General features: G+C 67.9%; 13 protein-coding genes and 1 tRNA gene. 9 read left to right on the forward strand and 5 right to left on the reverse strand.

The window, feature by feature from the left end; genetic code table 11:
- The first annotated feature begins 257 nt into the window (after positions 1-257).
- From gltB to OYT95_RS33835, 6 genes are all read left to right on the forward strand, one after another.
- Positions 258-4,841, forward strand: coding sequence for a glutamate synthase large subunit (gltB, locus tag OYT95_RS33810; RefSeq protein ID WP_037237458.1), 4,584 nt, complete (start codon positions 258-260; stop codon positions 4,839-4,841).
- A complete protein-coding gene (locus tag OYT95_RS33815) occupies positions 4,834-6,336 on the forward strand; it encodes a glutamate synthase subunit beta (RefSeq protein WP_037237456.1) in 1,503 nt (500 codons plus the stop codon). Before gltB ends, OYT95_RS33815 begins: the two co-directional genes overlap by 8 nt.
- Before the next feature lie 37 nt (positions 6,337-6,373).
- Positions 6,374-7,792, forward strand: a complete 1,419-nt coding sequence (gene pyk / locus OYT95_RS33820; RefSeq protein ID WP_009473661.1) for a pyruvate kinase — start codon at positions 6,374-6,376, stop codon at positions 7,790-7,792.
- Entirely contained in the window at positions 7,793-8,671 is an 879-nt protein-coding gene (locus OYT95_RS33825; protein WP_037237454.1) for an acyl-CoA thioesterase, read from the forward strand. It abuts the gene before it with no gap.
- Positions 8,672-8,775: 104 nt separating this feature from the next.
- Positions 8,776-9,024 carry a hypothetical protein gene (locus tag OYT95_RS33830; protein WP_037237452.1) on the forward strand — a complete coding sequence of 83 codons (249 nt, stop codon included), beginning with the start codon at positions 8,776-8,778 and terminating at the stop codon, positions 9,022-9,024.
- A gap of 199 nt (positions 9,025-9,223) precedes the next feature.
- On the forward strand, positions 9,224-11,011 hold the full coding sequence (locus OYT95_RS33835; protein WP_037237449.1) for an ABC transporter ATP-binding protein/permease: 1,788 nt from the start codon (positions 9,224-9,226) through the stop codon (positions 11,009-11,011).
- Between the two features lies 1 nt (position 11,012).
- Here the strand turns inward: OYT95_RS33835 and OYT95_RS33840 are convergent, their stop codons facing one another.
- The 3 genes from OYT95_RS33840 to OYT95_RS33850 all read right to left on the reverse strand — a co-directional run bounded on the left by OYT95_RS33840 (position 11,013) and on the right by OYT95_RS33850 (position 13,548).
- Positions 11,013-12,038 (reverse strand): DUF4185 domain-containing protein, encoded by a 1,026-nt coding sequence (locus OYT95_RS33840; RefSeq protein ID WP_037237446.1) that lies wholly within the window; start codon positions 12,036-12,038, stop codon positions 11,013-11,015.
- Positions 12,039-12,063: 25 nt separating this feature from the next.
- Positions 12,064-12,567, reverse strand: a complete 504-nt coding sequence (locus OYT95_RS33845; protein WP_005260370.1) for an SRPBCC family protein — start codon at positions 12,565-12,567, stop codon at positions 12,064-12,066.
- A 105-nt stretch (positions 12,568-12,672) separates the two neighbouring features.
- Positions 12,673-13,548: a sigma-70 family RNA polymerase sigma factor gene (locus tag OYT95_RS33850; protein WP_037237443.1), complete on the reverse strand. Its 876-nt coding sequence runs from the start codon at positions 13,546-13,548 to the stop codon at positions 12,673-12,675.
- Positions 13,549-13,645: 97 nt separating this feature from the next.
- Here OYT95_RS33850 and OYT95_RS33855 point away from each other — a divergent pair, with 97 nt between their 5' ends.
- Complete coding sequence (locus OYT95_RS33855; protein ID WP_037237439.1) at positions 13,646-14,101, forward strand: carboxymuconolactone decarboxylase family protein; 456 nt, start codon at positions 13,646-13,648, stop codon at positions 14,099-14,101.
- An 84-nt stretch (positions 14,102-14,185) separates the two neighbouring features.
- On the opposite strand, the gene OYT95_RS33860 is transcribed toward OYT95_RS33855, so the two are convergent.
- Positions 14,186-14,259, reverse strand: a tRNA-Leu gene (locus OYT95_RS33860).
- A 100-nt stretch (positions 14,260-14,359) separates the two neighbouring features.
- Between OYT95_RS33860 and OYT95_RS33865 the strand changes: the two genes are divergently transcribed.
- Positions 14,360-14,989 (forward strand): ANTAR domain-containing response regulator, encoded by a 630-nt coding sequence (locus tag OYT95_RS33865; RefSeq protein ID WP_005260374.1) that lies wholly within the window; start codon positions 14,360-14,362, stop codon positions 14,987-14,989.
- 38 nt (positions 14,990-15,027) lie between these two features.
- On the opposite strand, the gene OYT95_RS33870 is transcribed toward OYT95_RS33865, so the two are convergent.
- Positions 15,028-15,867 (reverse strand): oxidoreductase, encoded by an 840-nt coding sequence (locus OYT95_RS33870; protein ID WP_037237436.1) that lies wholly within the window; start codon positions 15,865-15,867, stop codon positions 15,028-15,030.
- Between the two features lie 112 nt (positions 15,868-15,979).
- Between OYT95_RS33870 and OYT95_RS33875 the strand changes: the two genes are divergently transcribed.
- Positions 15,980-16,540 carry a TetR family transcriptional regulator gene (locus OYT95_RS33875; RefSeq protein WP_037237433.1) on the forward strand — a complete coding sequence of 187 codons (561 nt, stop codon included), beginning with the start codon at positions 15,980-15,982 and terminating at the stop codon, positions 16,538-16,540.
- The last annotated feature ends 163 nt before the right edge of the window (positions 16,541-16,703 follow it).

Genomic DNA, 16,703 nt, shown 5'->3' on the forward strand with positions numbered 1-16,703 from the left:
TGGCCCGTGTTGCTGATGCGACACGGGCCACAGTGCTTTCCGGGGCCGGATTCGGCATATCTCGCGGGGTATCGGTCCTGGTAAGCTGAGCGCGCCGGGTGTATGTCCGGTAACAACCTTCACGGGCCGAAGCTGTCCCGGTAGACCCCCGAAAAGCAGTTAGCGCCCGTCGTGGCGACCCCGCTAGCGGAGGCCGCCGACAGCACGTGCGGAGCGCACACACTGGTGGTCTTCCTGGCCGATGTGGAGGTATATCGGTGCTGTTCTCTCAGTTGCCCGGTCCCCAGGGCTTGTACGACCCGGACCAGGAAGTCGATTCCTGTGGCGTCGCCATGGTTGCGGACGTGCACGGCCGCCGCTCACACTCCATCGTCTCCGACGGACTCCTCGCCCTCGAGAATCTCCAGCACCGCGGTGCGGCAGGATCGGAACCGAACAGCGGAGACGGCGCCGGCATCCTTCTCCAGCTCCCCGCCGAATTCTTCGGGGGCGTCGTCGACTTCGATCTCCCCGCACCGCTCGACGACGGCAGCAGCACGTACGCGGCGGGCATCTGCTTCCTCCCGCAGGACCCGCAGGCGCGGGCGGCCGCGCAACGGCGCGTGTCCGACCTCGCGGCCGAGGAAGGGCTCGAGATCCTCGGCTGGCGCCGGGTGCCCGTCGACCCCGATGGCGCGGACGTCGGCTCCACCGCCCGGGCCTGCGAACCGCACATGAGCCAGTTGTTCGTCACCGCCCCCGCCGTCGGCGGGATCCGGCCCGGCGGCCTGGCACTCGACCGCCTGGTCTACCCACTGCGCAAGCGGGCCGAGCAGGTCACTCCCGAGGTCGAGTCCGAGGGCAGCGGCGTGTACTTCCCGTCCCTGTCGAGCCGGACCGTCGTCTACAAGGGCATGCTGACCACGTCCCAGCTGTCGCGGTACTTCCCGGACCTGCGCGACCCGCGGATCGCGAGTGCGATCGCCATCGTGCACAGCCGGTTCTCGACCAACACGTTCCCGTCCTGGCCGCTCGCGCATCCGTTCCGGTTCGTCGCGCACAACGGCGAGATCAACACGGTCCGCGGCAACCGGAACCGCATGCGCGCCCGCGAGGCATTGCTGTCGAGTTCGGTGATCCCGGGCGATCTGCGCAGGTTGTATCCGATCTGCACCCCCGACGCGTCGGATTCGGCGTCGTTCGACGAGGTACTCGAATTGCTGCACCTCGCAGGCCGCAGTGTGGCGCACGCGGTGATGATGATGGTGCCGGAGGCGTGGGAGAACGACACGTCGATGTGCCCCGACCGGCGGGCGTTCTACCAGTTCCACGCGTCGCTGATGGAGGCGTGGGACGGACCGGCGTGTGTGACGTTCACCGACGGGACCGCGGTCGGCGCCGTGCTGGACCGCAACGGCCTGCGTCCGGGGCGCTGGTGGCAGACCGTCGACGGGCGGGTGGTCCTCGCGAGCGAGAGCGGTGTCCTCGACGTCCCGCAGGCGGAGGTCGTGGCCAAGGGCCGCCTGGAACCGGGGCAGATGTTCCTGGTCGACACGTCCGAGGGCCGGATCGTGCCCGACGAGGAGATCAAGATGCGGCTCGCGGCGGAGCGGCCGTACGCCGAGTGGCTGTATGCCGGCCTGCTCGAACTGAAGACGCTGCCGGATCGTCCGCACGCGCAGCACAACCACGAGTCGGTGGTGCGACGGCAGGTGGCGTTCGGGTACACCGAGGAGGATCTGCGCATCCTGCTCGCGCCGATGGCCGCGTCCGGCGGCGAGCCCCTCGGCTCGATGGGGACGGACACGCCGATCGCCGTCATGTCGCAGCGTTCGCGGCTGCTCTACGACTACTTCGTCGAACTGTTCGCGCAGGTCACGAACCCGCCGCTCGACGCGATCCGCGAAGAGATCGTGACGTCGCTGTCGCGGGTCATGGGCCCGGAGCAGAACCTGCTCGAGCCGACCGCGGCGTCGTGCAGGCAGATCGTGCTGCCGTGGCCGGTGCTCGACAACGAAGAGCTGAACAAGATCATCAACGTGAACGCGGACGGCAACCATCCGGGGCTGGCCGCGACGGTGCTGCGCGCGCTGTACGACGTGGAGCGCGGCGGCGCGGGGATGGCCGAGGCGATCGAGGAATTGCGGGCCCAGGCGAGCGCCGCGATCGCGGAGGGCTACCGGACGCTGGTGATCTCGGACCGCGACTCCGATCACACCCGCGCGCCGATCCCGTCGCTGCTCGCGGTGGCCGCGGTGCACCATCACCTGGTGCGGACCAAGGAGCGCACCAAGGTGGCGCTGGTCGTCGAATCCGGCGACGCCCGCGAGGTCCACCACTTGGCGTTGCTCATCGGGTACGGCGCCGCGGCCGTCAACCCGTACCTCGCGATGGAGTCGATCGAGGACCTAGTGTCCGAGGGCGAACTCACCGGCGTCGAGCACACGATCGCTGTGCGGAACTACCTCACCGCTCTCGGCAAGGGTGTTCTCAAGGTGATGTCGAAGATGGGCATCTCCACTGTCGGCTCGTACACCGCGGCGCAGGTGTTCGAGGCGATCGGCCTGGACCGCGACCTCGTCCACGAGTACTTCAAGGGCACCGTCAGCAAGCTGGGCGGCGCCGGTCTCGACGAGATCGCCCGGGAGGTCACCGTCCGCCACCGGCAGGCGTACCCGGACAACCCGGCCGAGTTCGCCCACCGGCGGCTCGAGGACGGCGGCGAGTACCAGTTCCGCCGCGACGGCGAACTGCACCTGTTCACCCCGGAGACGGTGTTCCTGCTGCAGCACGCCACCCGCACCGGTCAGCACGAGGTGTTCGCGAAGTACAGCGAGGAGGTGAACCGGCTCGCCGAGGCCGGTGGCGCACTGCGCGGCCTGTTCACGTTCCGCGAGGGCGTGCGCCCGCCGGTGCCGCTGGACGAGGTGGAACCGGTCGAGCGGATCGTCACCCGGTTCAACACCGGTGCGATGAGCTACGGCTCGATCTCCGCGGAGGCCCACGAGACGATGGCCGTCGCGATGAACAACCTCGGCGGACGCTCCAATACGGGCGAGGGCGGCGAGAACGTCGACCGTCTCTACGATCCGTCGCGCCGCAGCGCCGTCAAGCAGGTGGCGAGCGGGCGGTTCGGCGTCACCAGCGACTACCTGATCAACGCGAGCGACATCCAGATCAAGATGGCGCAGGGGGCGAAGCCCGGTGAGGGCGGCCAGCTGCCGGCGTACAAGGTGTACCCGTGGGTCGCGGAGACCCGGCACTCGACGCCGGGGGTCGGGCTGATCTCGCCGCCGCCGCACCACGACATCTACTCGATCGAGGATCTCGCCCAGCTGATCCACGACCTGAAGAACGCCAACGACCGGGCCCGGGTCCACGTGAAGCTGGTCAGCTCGGTGGGTGTGGGAACGGTCGCCGCCGGCGTCAGCAAGGCGCACGCCGACGTGGTCCTGATCTCCGGGAACGACGGCGGAACCGGCGCCACCCCGCTGACGTCGATGAAGCATGCCGGGGCGCCGTGGGAGATCGGGCTGGCCGACGCCCAGCAGACGCTGGTCCTCAACGGTCTCCGCGACCGCATCACCGTGCAGTGCGACGGAGGGATGCGTACCGCGCGGGACGTCGTGGTCGCGGCGCTGCTGGGTGCAGAGGAGTTCGGGTTCTCGACGGCCCCGCTGATCGTGGCGGGCTGCATCATGATGCGGGTCTGCCACCTCGACACCTGCCCGGTCGGTGTCGCCACCCAGAACCCGGAGCTGCGCAAGCGGTACACCGGCAAACCGGAGTTCGTGGAGGAGTTCTTCCGCTTCGTCGCCGAGGACGTGCGCCAGTACCTGGCGAACCTCGGGTTCCGCAGCATCGACGAGGCCGTCGGTCACGCCGACGTCCTGGAGACCGCGCAGGGGATCGCCCACTGGAAGAACCGCGGACTCGACCTCACCCCGATCTTCGCAATGCCCACTGGGCCGGACGGGACGCCGCTGCCACAGCGGCGCCGGGACCGCGACCAGGACCACGGACTGGACCGGGCGCTGGATCGCACGCTCATCCAGCTGGCCGAGGGCGCACTCGAGGACGCGCACGCCGTGGAGATCGAGATGCCGGTGCGCAACGTCAACCGGACCGTCGGCACACTGCTCGGCGCGGAGGTCACCCGCCGGTACGGCGCCGCCGGGCTGCCGGACGACACGATCCGGCTCACGTTCACGGGTTCGGCCGGGCAGTCGCTCGGCGCGTTCCTGCCGCCGGGAATCACCATCGACCTGACCGGTGACGCCAACGACTACGTCGGCAAGGGATTGTCCGGCGGGCGGATCGTGGTCCGTCCCGCCGACGACGTCCTGTTCGTCCCGGAAACCCAGGTGATCGCGGGCAACACCCTGCTCTACGGTGCCACCTCGGGGGAGCTGTATCTCCGGGGCCGCGTCGGCGAACGCTTCTCGGTGCGCAACTCCGGCGCGTCGGCCGTCGTGGAGGGCGTCGGCGACCACGCCTGCGAGTACATGACGGGCGGACGGGTCGTGATCCTCGGACCGACCGGCCGGAACATGGCGGCCGGAATGTCCGGCGGCATCGCGTACGTCCTCGACCTGGACCCCGAGGACGTGAACCCGGCGATGGTGAAGCTCCTGCAACCCGACCCGGACGACCTCGACTGGTTGTGCGGCGCGGTCACCCGGCACCACCGGTGGACCGGTTCCGCGGTGGCGGCGTCGGTGCTCGCCGACTGGCCCCGCCGCTCCGCACTGTTCACCAAGGTGATGCCGGTGGACTACCAGCGGGTGCTGGACGCGACCCGGATGGCCAAGGCCGAGGGACTCGACGTCGACACTGCGATCATGGAGGCGGCACGTGGCTGATCCACAGGGATTTCTGCACATCGTCAAGAAGGAGGCGCGCAAGCGTCCGGTCGCGGAGCGGGTGCACGACTGGCACGAGGTGTACGCGCCGCAGAGTCCGGCGGACCGGGCCACCGAGGTGTCCGAGCAGGCCGCCCGGTGCATGGACTGCGGAATCCCGTTCTGCCACTCGGGAAGTGCGGGCTGCCCGCTGGGCAACCTGATCCCGGAATGGAACGACCTGGTGCGGCGCGGCCGCTGGTCGGCGGCCAGTGAGCGGTTGCACGCCACCAACAACTTCCCGGAGTTCACGGGGCGGGTGTGCCCGGCGCCGTGCGAGTCGGCGTGTGTGCTCTCGCTCGCCGACACACACACGACGGGCAGCGTCACCATCAAGCGGATCGAGCAGGCCATCGCCGACGTCGCGTGGGAGTCCGGCACGGTGGTGCCCAAGCCGCCGATGATCGCCACGGGACGCAAGGTCGCGGTGGTCGGTTCCGGTCCGGCCGGCCTCGCGGCGGCGCAGCAGCTGACCCGGGCGGGGCACGACGTCACCGTCTACGAGCGCGACGACCGGCTCGGGGGTCTGCTGCGGTACGGCATCCCGGAATTCAAGATGGAGAAGGCGATCCTCGATCAGCGCCTCATGCAGATGCGCGCCGAGGGAACGCACTTCGTCACCGACTGCGAGGTCGGCGTCGACCTCACCGTGGAGCAGATGCGCGAGAACTTCGACGCCGTCGTGCTCGCGATCGGCGCGCTCCGGGGCCGCGACAACACCACCGTCGAGGGCCGGGAGCTGAACGGGATCCACCTCGCGATGGAACACCTCGTCACCTCGAACAAGGAATGCGAGGGTGACGGTCCCGCGACCATCACCGCCAAGGGCAAACACGTCGTCATCATCGGCGGCGGCGACACCGGGGCCGACTGCCTGGGAACGGCGCACCGCCAGGGCGCGCTGTCGGTGACCCAGCTGGACTACAACCCGGAGTTGCCGGCGGAACGGGACGAGGCCGCGACGCCGTGGCCCGCGTGGCCGATGGTGCTGCGCACGTCACCCGCGCACGCCGAGGGCGGTGTCCGCCGATACCAGGTCGCGGTGCAGCGCTTCCTCGGTGACGAGAACGGGAACGTCCGATCCATGGTGCTCGCCGAGGTCCGGGTCACCCGCGAGGACGGCAAACGCATCATCACGCCGGTCGGCGAGGAAATCGAATTGCCCTGCGAACTAGCGCTTTTCGCGATCGGATTCGAGGGTGTCGATCTCGGCCCGCTGCTCGACGACTACGGACTGTCGCCCACCCGGCGCGGATCGCTCTCCTGCGGACCGGACTGGCAGACCACCGCGCCCGGGGTCTTCGTCTGCGGGGACGCGCACCGCGGCGCGTCGCTCGTGGTGTGGGCGATCGCGGAGGGCAGGTCCGCGGCGCACGCCGTCGACGTGTATCTGACCGGGGCGTCGGACCTCCCGTCGCCGGTGCATCCGACGGCGCTCCCGCTGGCAGTCGTCTAAATGGAGAAGGGCGCGCGGGACGACTAGGCTCGAGGCCGTGAACCGACGCACGAAGATCGTATGCACACTTGGACCTGCTACCGCCACCGGTGACCGTATTCGCGAGCTCGTCGAAAGCGGTATGGACGTGGCGCGGCTGAATTTCAGCCACGGCGAACACGCCGACCACGAGGAGAACTACAAACGCGTCCGGGCGGCCTCGGACGCGACAGGGAAGGCGGTCGGTGTCCTCGCCGACCTCCAGGGCCCGAAGATCCGGCTCGGCCGGTTCGCCGAGGGGCGCACCACGTGGGCCAACGGTGAGGAAGTGCGGATCACCGTCGACGAGGTCGAGGGCACCCACGACCGCGTGTCCACCACCTACAAGCAGCTCGCCGAGGACGCCAAGGCCGGTGACCGCCTGCTCGTCGACGACGGCAAGGTCGGTCTCGTCGTCTCCGGTGTGGACGGCAACGACGTGATCTGCCGGGTCACCGAGGGCGGCCCGGTCAGCAACAACAAGGGTGTCTCCCTGCCGGGGATGAACGTGTCGGTGCCGGCGCTGTCGGAGAAGGACATCGCGGACCTCGAGTTCGCGCTCGGCCTAGGCGTCGACTTCATCGCCCTGTCGTTCGTGCGGTCGCCTGCCGATGTGGAACTGGTTCACGCCGTGATGGATCGGGTCGGTCGCCGGATCCCGGTGATCGCGAAGCTGGAGAAGCCGGAGGCGATCGACAACCTCGAGGCGATCGTGCTGGCGTTCGACGCGGTGATGGTCGCCCGCGGTGACCTGGGTGTGGAGTTGCCGCTCGAGCAGGTGCCGCTGGTGCAGAAGCGGGCGATCCAGATCGCCCGGGAGAACGCGAAGCCGGTCATCGTGGCCACCCAGATGCTCGAGTCGATGATCGAGAACTCGCGGCCCACCCGCGCCGAGGCGTCCGACGTCGCCAACGCCGTGCTCGACGGTGCGGACGCGGTCATGCTGTCCGGTGAGACGTCGGTCGGTAAGTACGTGATGGAGACGGTGCGCACGATGGCGCGGATCGTCGAGGCCGTGGAGAACGAGTCCACCCAGGTGCCGCCGCTGACCCACGTGCCGCGCACCAAGCGCGGTGTCATCTCGTACGCCGCCCGCGACATCGGGGAGCGGCTGGACGCGAAGGCGCTGGTCGCGTTCACCCAGTCCGGGGACACGGTGCGCCGCCTGGCGCGTCTGCACACGCCGCTGCCGTTGCTGGCGTTCACCCCGCTGCCGGAGGTGCGCAGCCAGTTGTCGCTGACGTGGGGCACCGAGACGTTCATCGTCGACCCGGTCGAGAGCACCGACGCGATGGTGCGGCAGGTCGACCACGCGCTGCTCGGGTTGGGCCGGTACCAGAAGGGTGAACTGGTGGTCATCGTGGCCGGGTCGCCGCCCGGCACCGTAGGCTCGACCAACCTGATCCACGTCCACAGAATCGGCGAAGAGGACCACTAGGTGAGCGAAGTCGCGGCGAAGACCGATCTCCAGACCCTGCTCGAACTTCTCGATCTCGAGAGGACCGGGGAGGATACGTACCGAGGTCGGCATCCCGCGCAGGTGGGGAGCCGGACGTTCGGCGGCCAGTTGATTTCCCAGGCACTGGTCGCCGCCGGCCGCACCGTGAGCGGCGAACGCGCCGTGCACGCGATCAACGCCCACTTCATCCGCGGCGGCAATGTCAAGGAACCCATCGAATACCGCGTCGAGCGGCACCGTGACGGCCGGGCCTTCGCGAACCGCCAGGTCACGGCGCTGCAGAATGGTGAGGAACTGTTCGTCATGCTGGCGGCGTTCCAGGACTGGGGTAAGGGTCTCGAGCACGCGGTCGAGGTGCCCGACGTCCCGTTCCCGGACACGCTGCCGCCACTGGGCGACCACTTCCTGGGTTACGAGGATCGACTGAAGATGTTCGTCGACGCCCTCAAGCCGATCGACATGCGGTACGCGAACGACCCGTCGTGGATCATGAAGGGCACGGGGGAGAAGCTCACCCACAACCGGGTCTGGATGAAATCGGACGGCGACCTTCCGGACGACCCGCTGATCCACGTGGCCGTCATGGGCTACTCGTCGGACACCACCGTCCTGGATTCCATCATCACCACCCACGGATTGTCGTGGGGGCTGGACCGGATCGTCGCGGCCACCGTCAACCATTCCATCTGGTTCCACCGGCCGTTCCGGTTCGACGACTGGACGCTCTATGCCACGGAATCGCCGGTCGCGGCGGGGTCCCGCGGCCTCGCGACGGGGCGGTTCTTCTCCCTGGAGGGCGAGCTGCTGGCCACCGTGGTCCAGGAGGGTCTCATCCGGCACTTCCCGCCGCGGAAGTAGCGCCCCGCCATTCCTTTGCCACCGAACGGTTTTGAACGGTAGTTCAACTGGGGGCCGCGGCGTATGGTCGGTCTGGAATCTCCGAAACGGAACGGACGTGCACAATGAGCGCAGACGCACCCGAGCAGAAGAACACCGGCCGGCAGGCCGAGAGCGAAGTTCCCCTTCCCGACGACGAGGCGCTCGCCGAAGCCAAGAAGAAGGTGGAGGAGATCGACGCCCGCTACGAGCCGGGCGCCCGGGAGACGGTCGTCCTACCCGGCTCCGACGGCACCGTGTCGGGTACCGCGTTCGACGACTACGTCGACGACGAAGGCAACCTGAAAAAGCCTGAGCCCGACAAGGACTCGTAGACTCCCCGTCGGCGGGGCCCGTTCTCCCTGCCCGGATGCCCCGCCCGTGTGGTCGAAACCGCGCAAATGGGACATCGGGCGACGTGTGGGTGAGCATCGATGCGTGTCCTGCGCGTATCTCTCGCCGATGACCGAGGTCCGGGGTTACACTTCTCCATCTTTTCTGGTGAGTTTCACCTCGTGATCGGGGATATGGGTCGTGGACTGGAACAACGTCGTCTGGGACAGCTCGATGTGGCTGCTCAAGGCCTACGTCATGACTGTCGTCGCGTTCGTCGTCGTAGTGATACTGCTCGCGCGGTTCACCAAATGGGGCAGGCAGTTCTGGCGCTTCGCCGCGCCGTACTTCGATCCGCGGCGCAGCCTCAAGCCGTTGACCATCCTGGCGGTGCTGCTGCTGTCGACGGTCTTCGCGGTGCGGATGACGGTGCTGTTCTCCTACTGGTACAACGACTTCTACGATTCGATCCAGAACCTGGACGAGTCGGCTTTCTGGCACTTCCTCCGCGTATTCGCCATTCTGGCGACGGTCCACGTGGTGCGGGCCCTGATCGAGTACCTGATCGGGCAGACCCTCGACATCGACTGGCGGACGTGGCTCAACCACCATCTCGTCGACGACTGGCTCGACAGCCGCGCCTACTACCGCGACCGGTTCCTGGACGACGCGATCGACAACCCGGACCAGCGCGTCCAGGCCGACATCACCAACTTCGTGACCACGTCCCGCTCGCTGTCGATGGGCGCGGTGACCGCCGTGCTGTCGATCGTGTCCTTCACGGGAATCCTGTGGGATCTGTCCGGCCCGATGACGGTGTTCGGCGTCGAGATCTCGCGGGCGATGATCTTCCTCGTCTACATCTACGTGCTGGTGACCACGGTGGTGGCGTTCTGGATCGGCAAGCCCCTCATCAAGCTGAACTTCCTCAACGAGAAACTGGGCGCCAACTTCCGCTACGCGCTGATCCGGGTGCGGGAGTACGGCGAGAGCATCGCGTTCTACCGCGGCGAGAACGTCGAGCGCCGCACCCTTGCCGGGCGGTTCGCGGACGTCATCCGGAACATGTGGCAGATCGTGTTCCGGACGTTGAAATTCAGCGGATGGAACCTCACCGTCAACCAGACGGCCGTCATCTTCCCGTTCCTCGTGCAGGGTCCGCGACTGTTCACCGGTCAGGTGTCGCTCGGTGACGTGATGCAGACGTCGCAGGCGTTCGGTCAGGTCCACGACTCCCTGTCCTTCTTCCGTGAGTCGTACGCCGACTTCGCGAGTTTCCGCGCCACCCTGATCCGACTCAACGGTCTGGCCAACGACAACCAGCACGCCGCCGAACTTCCGGTCCTGAAGACCGGCAAGTCGGGCGACGACCTCCAGGTCGAGAAGCTGGACGTGCGCATCCCGACGGGGCAGACCCTCATCGAGGGGCTCGAGCTGACCGTGACCCCCGGACAGTCGTTGCTGGTCAAGGGCCCGTCGGGCTCGGGCAAGACCACCCTGCTCCGCACGCTCGCCGATCTGTGGCCGTACGCAGACGGCACGGTGTCGCGGCCGGCGGGGGAGGCGATCTTCCTGTCCCAGCGGCCGTACCTGCCGCTCGGTTCGCTGCGGACCGCACTGGCATACCCGAAGGAGCCGACGGCGGCCGACGACGTCGTGCGTGGTGCGCTGTCGAAGGTGTCGCTCGGCAATCTGGGGGATCGGCTCGACGAGACCGCCGACTGGACGCGGATCCTGTCGCCGGGTGAGCAGCAGCGTCTCGCGTTCGCGCGGGTGCTGATCGCGCGCCCCGCGGTGATCTTCCTCGACGAGGCCACGTCGGCCATCGACGAGGGGCTCGAATACACGCTCTACACCCTGCTCAGGACCGAACTCCCGGACAGCATCGTGGTGAGTGTCGGCCACCGCAGCACCCTCAACCAATTCCATTCCCGCGGTGTGGAACTCGAAGGGGAGGGGCGGTGGACGGAGTCGGAACTCGTCGGGTGAGCTACCCGGCGTCCAGCCGGGTCGCGAACTGCAGGACGCGGTAGGGGTCCCCGGTCGTCGTGTTCCATTGCGACACAAACAGATGCAGCTCGTCCAGCGTGGACGCCGGATGGATGAATCCGCCGTAGATCTGCGCCCACGTGCCGTCCGTCGCTCCCCAGTCGCCCCCGGCGATCTGCACGGTCGGTTCCGACCACAGTCCGTCGATACGCGCCGCCGTGCGAGTGACGATCGCGTACGCGGTGGGATCGAAGTACGCGAGGACCCAGGTGCCGTCGATTCGTCGCAGGCACATCTCCCCGACGGGGCCCGGCAGGATCGGGGTCGCGGGCCGCCCCCACGCCCATCCCGTGCCGCGGTCCCAGCCCCAGTGTTCGTAGGCTGCGGGCTCGAGGATGCACGATTCGGGGACCCGCCGGAGGATCATCCCACCCGGATGGGTGCGGTCGAACGCGCTCGAGACGACGTAGACGTAGCCGTCGTGCCGTTCCATCGTCCACAGCTGATCGAGCGACCCGCCGAGGTTGTCCCAACGGGCGGGTGAGCGGTGCCAGTTGTCGCCGCCGTCGTCGGACCAGGCGAGGTACGTGAAGTTCGTCGGCCACGCCCGTGACCTCCACGAGTGCACACTGACGACGGACAGATACGTCCGATCACCGATCGTGACGGCGTCTGCGGGCACGACGGTGAACTCGGTGCCCGCCGACTCGCGGTCGGGGAGTTCGCGGACGTCGTGCGCGTTCGGCAGGATCTCCCTCGCCGTCCGGCCGCCGGCCGCGGATTCGAACTCGACGCCGCCGCGCAGATCTGTTGTGGTGGAGCGCAACATGACTGGGCTGCGCCACCGCCTGCCGTGTCGGCCGCGTGAGCTGAACGTGTCGCCGAAGAAGAACGCGACCCTGCCGTCGGCCAGGCGCGTGGGACAGCCGAGGTCGGTGCCGCGCACACCCCATCGTCGCGTCGCCCCTCCGGTGACCTCCTTCACGAAGGTCGCTGCCGGTGTGGTCTTGCTGCCCGCGATACGCACTCCTGGCAGTCGGTGAATCCGGTCGTCAGGACGTCTTGCGATAGGACGCGGCGAGTTCGTCGGCCCGATCCCACGGGGACCAGTCGACCTCGCGGCCGTCCAGTTGCGCTTCGACCACCTCGAGTCCCGCGTGCCAGCCGGCGGCGTGGGCGTAGGCGGATTCTTCTTCTTCCACGGTGTGGGTGAGCGTCAGCCAGCAGCCTCCGCTGCCGTCGGGGACGAGTTCCCAGTGCAGCGTCTCGGCGTCCCACAGGTACTCGAGGATGTGGGCGGGATGCACCGAGATGACCGTCCCAGTGGTGGTCTGATCTGCGGGCAATCCGAATCGGCGCACCTGCTCCGGCGTCACCCGGAAGACGAGCTCGGCGCCCGGAGTGAGGTCGAACTCGACGTCGGCGGGAAACCAGGCCTTCAGGTACTGCGGGTCGGTGAGAACACGCCACACCTTCTCCGGCGAGTGCGAGAGCGCCTGCTGGAATCGAAGGGCTACCCGCCCGTCGTAGGTGAAAGTGACGGTGCCGAGCTCCATGGGTGACCTCCGTGCTCGAGGGCGTACCTGTCCCACCATGGTACTGGCAGGACGGCGCAGATCCCCAGGATCCGGCACAAAAAACCGCCGCTACCTGCGGGGTCGTCAGTCGCCGGCGTGGGCGAGCCTCAGACGCTGCAGGCGGTGCGGGTCGGCGAGGATGTCGATCCGGGCGATCTTCCCACCTGAGACGGTGAAGGCCATGACCGAGAAGGTCTTTCCCCCGGGTGCGGTCACGACCCCGGCTGCGCCGTTCACCAGGGCGAGCCGGGCGAAAGGAGCGAAGCGCGAGAAGGTGAGGGCCTGCTCGCTGACGGCGCGGGCTCCGCGCACCACGTCGGATCCCTCCGCGCCGCGGTCGGCCCGCAGGACGATGTCCGGGTCGAGCAGAGCGAGGAGGTCATCGAACCGGCCACCCCGCGAGGCGGCCATGAAGGCCTCGACAATCTCCCGCTGCCGGGCCAGATCGGTATCCGGGGCGGGTCCCGACCCCTGGACGCGGCGGCGCGCGCGGCTCGCGAGCTGGCGGGCTGCGGCGGGGGTGCGTCCGGCGATCGCGGCGATCTCGTCGAAGGACAGGGCGAACATGTCGTGCAACACGAATGCGAGCCGCTCGGCGGGTGTCAGCGTGTCGAGAACGACCAGCAGCGCGAGTCCGACGGAGTCGCCCAGCACCGCCTCGTGCTCGGGGTCGGCCCCGTCCAATTCGCTCACGATCGGATCCGGCACATGGACATCCAGGGGCTCCTCGCGGCGAGTCTTCCGTGAGCGGAGCATGTCGAGGCAGACCCGGGCGACGACCGTCGTCAGCCAACCCGGCAGGTTCTCCACATCCGACGTCTCGGCACGGCTGAGCCGGAGCCAGCCCTCCTGCACGGCGTCCTCCGCTTCGCTGATCGAGCCGAGCATCCGATAGGCGACCGCCGACAGATGCGTCCGGTTCTCCTCGAAGCGGTGCGCCAGAACTTCGTTGTCGTTCATCTGTCACATTCTGCCGTCGTGGTTCGTCATGTCAGTGAGAACGAAGATCAGCCGGTGTGACTTCAGATCACCCGAATACCTTTGGAGGCAGGCAATCATGAAAGCCCGGATGACCAACCCCGCGATGATCGTTCCCGACGCCATGAAGTCTCTGCTGGCTCTGGGAAAGGCAGCGACGAAGGCGGACGTGCCGCCGGTGACCCACGCACTCGTCCATCTGCGGTCTAGCCAGATCAACGGCTGCAGCGTGTGCGTGGACATGCATTCGCGTGAGTTGGAGAAGGAAGGGGAGACCAACGAGCGGATCTTCGCGGTGGCGGCGTGGCGGGAGGCTCCGTACTTCAGCGACGCCGAACGCGCGGCCCTGGCGCTGGCCGAGTCGATGACCCGGTTGAGCGATCGTTCGGACCCGGTCCCCGACGACGTGTGGAACGAGGCCGCCCGGCACTACGACGAGCAGGCCCTCGCGTCGCTGGTCCTGTCGATCGCCACCGTGAACCTGTGGAACCGTCTCAACGCCGCCACCCGGCAGGTCGCGGGCGGACAGTGGTGACGCACACACCCTGACGGGGAACGAGACGCGAATCGCAGGTCAGAGAAAGTATCTGACCTGCGATTCGCGGAGAAATCCTGGCAGTGCCCTCGGTGAGACTCGAACTCACACTGGACGGGTTTTGAATCCGTTTCCTCTGCCAATTGGGATACGAGGGCGTGTTGCGCTGTACCACTGTAGAAGATCGCCGTCGGGAGTCAACCACCGGTACCCTTCTAACGTTCGCTCCCCGCGCCGGGGTCGTCCGAGCAGAGGAGAATGGTGGCCATGAACGCTCCCCAGCAGCAAGGTGTGCCGTCGCAGCCGCGACGGGTCGTGGTGGCCGAGGACGAGGCGCTGATCAGGCTCGATCTGGTCGAGATGCTGCGGGAAGAAGGCTACGACGTGGTCGGTGAGGCGGGCGACGGGCAGGCCGCCGTCGACCTGGCGGTGGAGCTCAAACCCGACCTCGTGATCATGGATGTGAAGATGCCCCGTCGCGACGGCATCGATGCGGCCTCCGAGATCGCGGCGAAACGTATTGCGCCCGTGGTCATTCTCACAGCGTTCAGTCAGCGCGAGCTGGTGGAGCGCGCCCGCGACGCCGGGGCGATGGCGTATCTCGTCAAGCCGTTCTCCACAGCCGACCTGGTTCCTGCGGTCGAGTTGGCGGCCAGCCGGTTCAAGGAGGTGACCGCGCTCGAGCGGGAGATCTCCGATCTGTCCGAGCGTCTGGAGACCCGCAAGATCGTCGAGCGGGCCAAGGGCGTCCTGATGGAGAAGCAGTCCCTGACCGAGCCCGAAGCGTTCAAGTGGATCCAGCGGGCGGCGATGGACCGCCGGTCGACGATGAAGGCGGTCGCGCAGGTGGTGCTCGAGACCCTCGGTGGGGAAGCCCCCACCAGCTGACCCGCGAGATCGGCGACAGCCGATGCGCTTTCGAAGCGTCAGGTGCCGGCGGGGAAGTCCGCGGATCGGCTGACGTCGGCCCACCGGTGGGCCTCGGCGGCGCGTTCGCGGGAAGACTTCTCGGTCATGTCGACGGCGCCGGCCCCGAGTAGCAGACGCAACGGGGCGTCCTCGGCGGCAACCACATCCAGGATGATCCGAGCGGCCCGGGCGGGGTCTCCGGGCTGGGTGCCGTCGGTGTCTCGCCGGTAGCGGTTCATCGCGCCGACCGTCGCCTCGTAGTCGGGGCCGACCGAGCTGCGTCGCATCGACGAACCCTGCCAGTCGGTGCGGAACGCGCCCGGTTCGACGATGAGCACCTTCACGCCGAACGGTTTCACCTCGGCCGCCAGGACTTCGGAGAAACCCTCGACGGCGAACTTCGCTGCCTGATAGGCGCTCAGCCCCGGCGTGCCACCGACGCGACCCCCGACGGAGGAGAACTGCACGAAGCAGCCGCTGCGCTGCTCGCGCAGAATCGGCAGTGCCGCCCGGGTGACGTTGACGACGCCGAAGAAGTTGGCTTCGATCTGCTGCCGGAAGTCCTCGTCGTCCATTTCCTCGATCGGGACGCTGTTGGCGTAGCCGGCGTTGTTCACCACCACGTCGAGGCCCCCGAACTCGTCGACGGCAGTGGCGACCGCGGTACGGGCGGCCTCGGCGTCCGTGACGTCCAGGGCGACCGCCCGAACGCGGTCGCCGTACGTGTCGACCAGGTCGGTCAGCTGTTCGGGCCGGCGGGCGGTGGCGACGAGGTTGTCGCCGCTGCCCAGGATCGCGGTCGCGAGTTCCCTGCCGAAACCACGTGAGGTTCCGGTGACGAGCCAGGTCTTCGACATGCTGTACTCCATCCCACACTCTTGCAACTGACTGGTTGGTTGCTGAATGGATTCCATGAAACACCGGCGAGGAGGTGCTGTCAACCAACTATTTGGTTGATAACCTGGTCGCATGGTGCGCGATGCAGAGGCAACGAAGAAACGACTACTCGACGCGGCGGCAGCCGAGTTCGCCGAATTCGGCATCGCCGGCGCGCGGGTCGACCGCATCGCCCTGGCCGCGAAGGCGAACAAGTCGATGATCTACGCGTACTTCGGCGACAAGGGGCAGTTGTTCGACGCGGTATTCGCCGCCCACGTGGTGGCCTTCACCGAGCAGGTGCGGTTCGACGCCACCGACCTCCCGGGCTACGCGGGGCGCTCGTTCGACCTGTACGAGGACAACCCGGCGACGCTCCGGCTCGCCACCTGGTACCAGCTCGAGCGGCCCGACGGTGACCCGCTCCAGGTGGTGGTCGCGTCCAACCGGTCCAAGCTCGCCGACATCGAGCGAGCGCAGAGAAGTGGCGTGCTGCCAACCCGATTCGAGCCCGTGGAACTGCTCGCGGTCGTCAGGTCCGTGGCGATGTCGTGGCATACGCAGACACCGGAACTCGGCGCCTCGGCCCCCGCGGACCGGGCCCGCCGACGGCAGGTGGTCGTCGACTCCGTGCGCCTTCTCGTCGGCACCTGAGGCTCGCCACGCTACGACCGCGTAAACACTCGTCGTATTCAGATCACAGTAAGGTCACGAGCCTTTCTGGACGGATCGCGAATGCCGCCGGGCGGCTAGCGTCTGATCCGACAGCGGACGCCAACTCGGGTGGCGCCCGCACTCAGGTGATCTAAGGAGAGTT

Source organism: Rhodococcus sp. JS3073 (genome assembly GCF_026810085.1).
GTDB lineage: Bacteria > Actinomycetota > Actinomycetes > Mycobacteriales > Mycobacteriaceae > Rhodococcus_F > Rhodococcus_F wratislaviensis.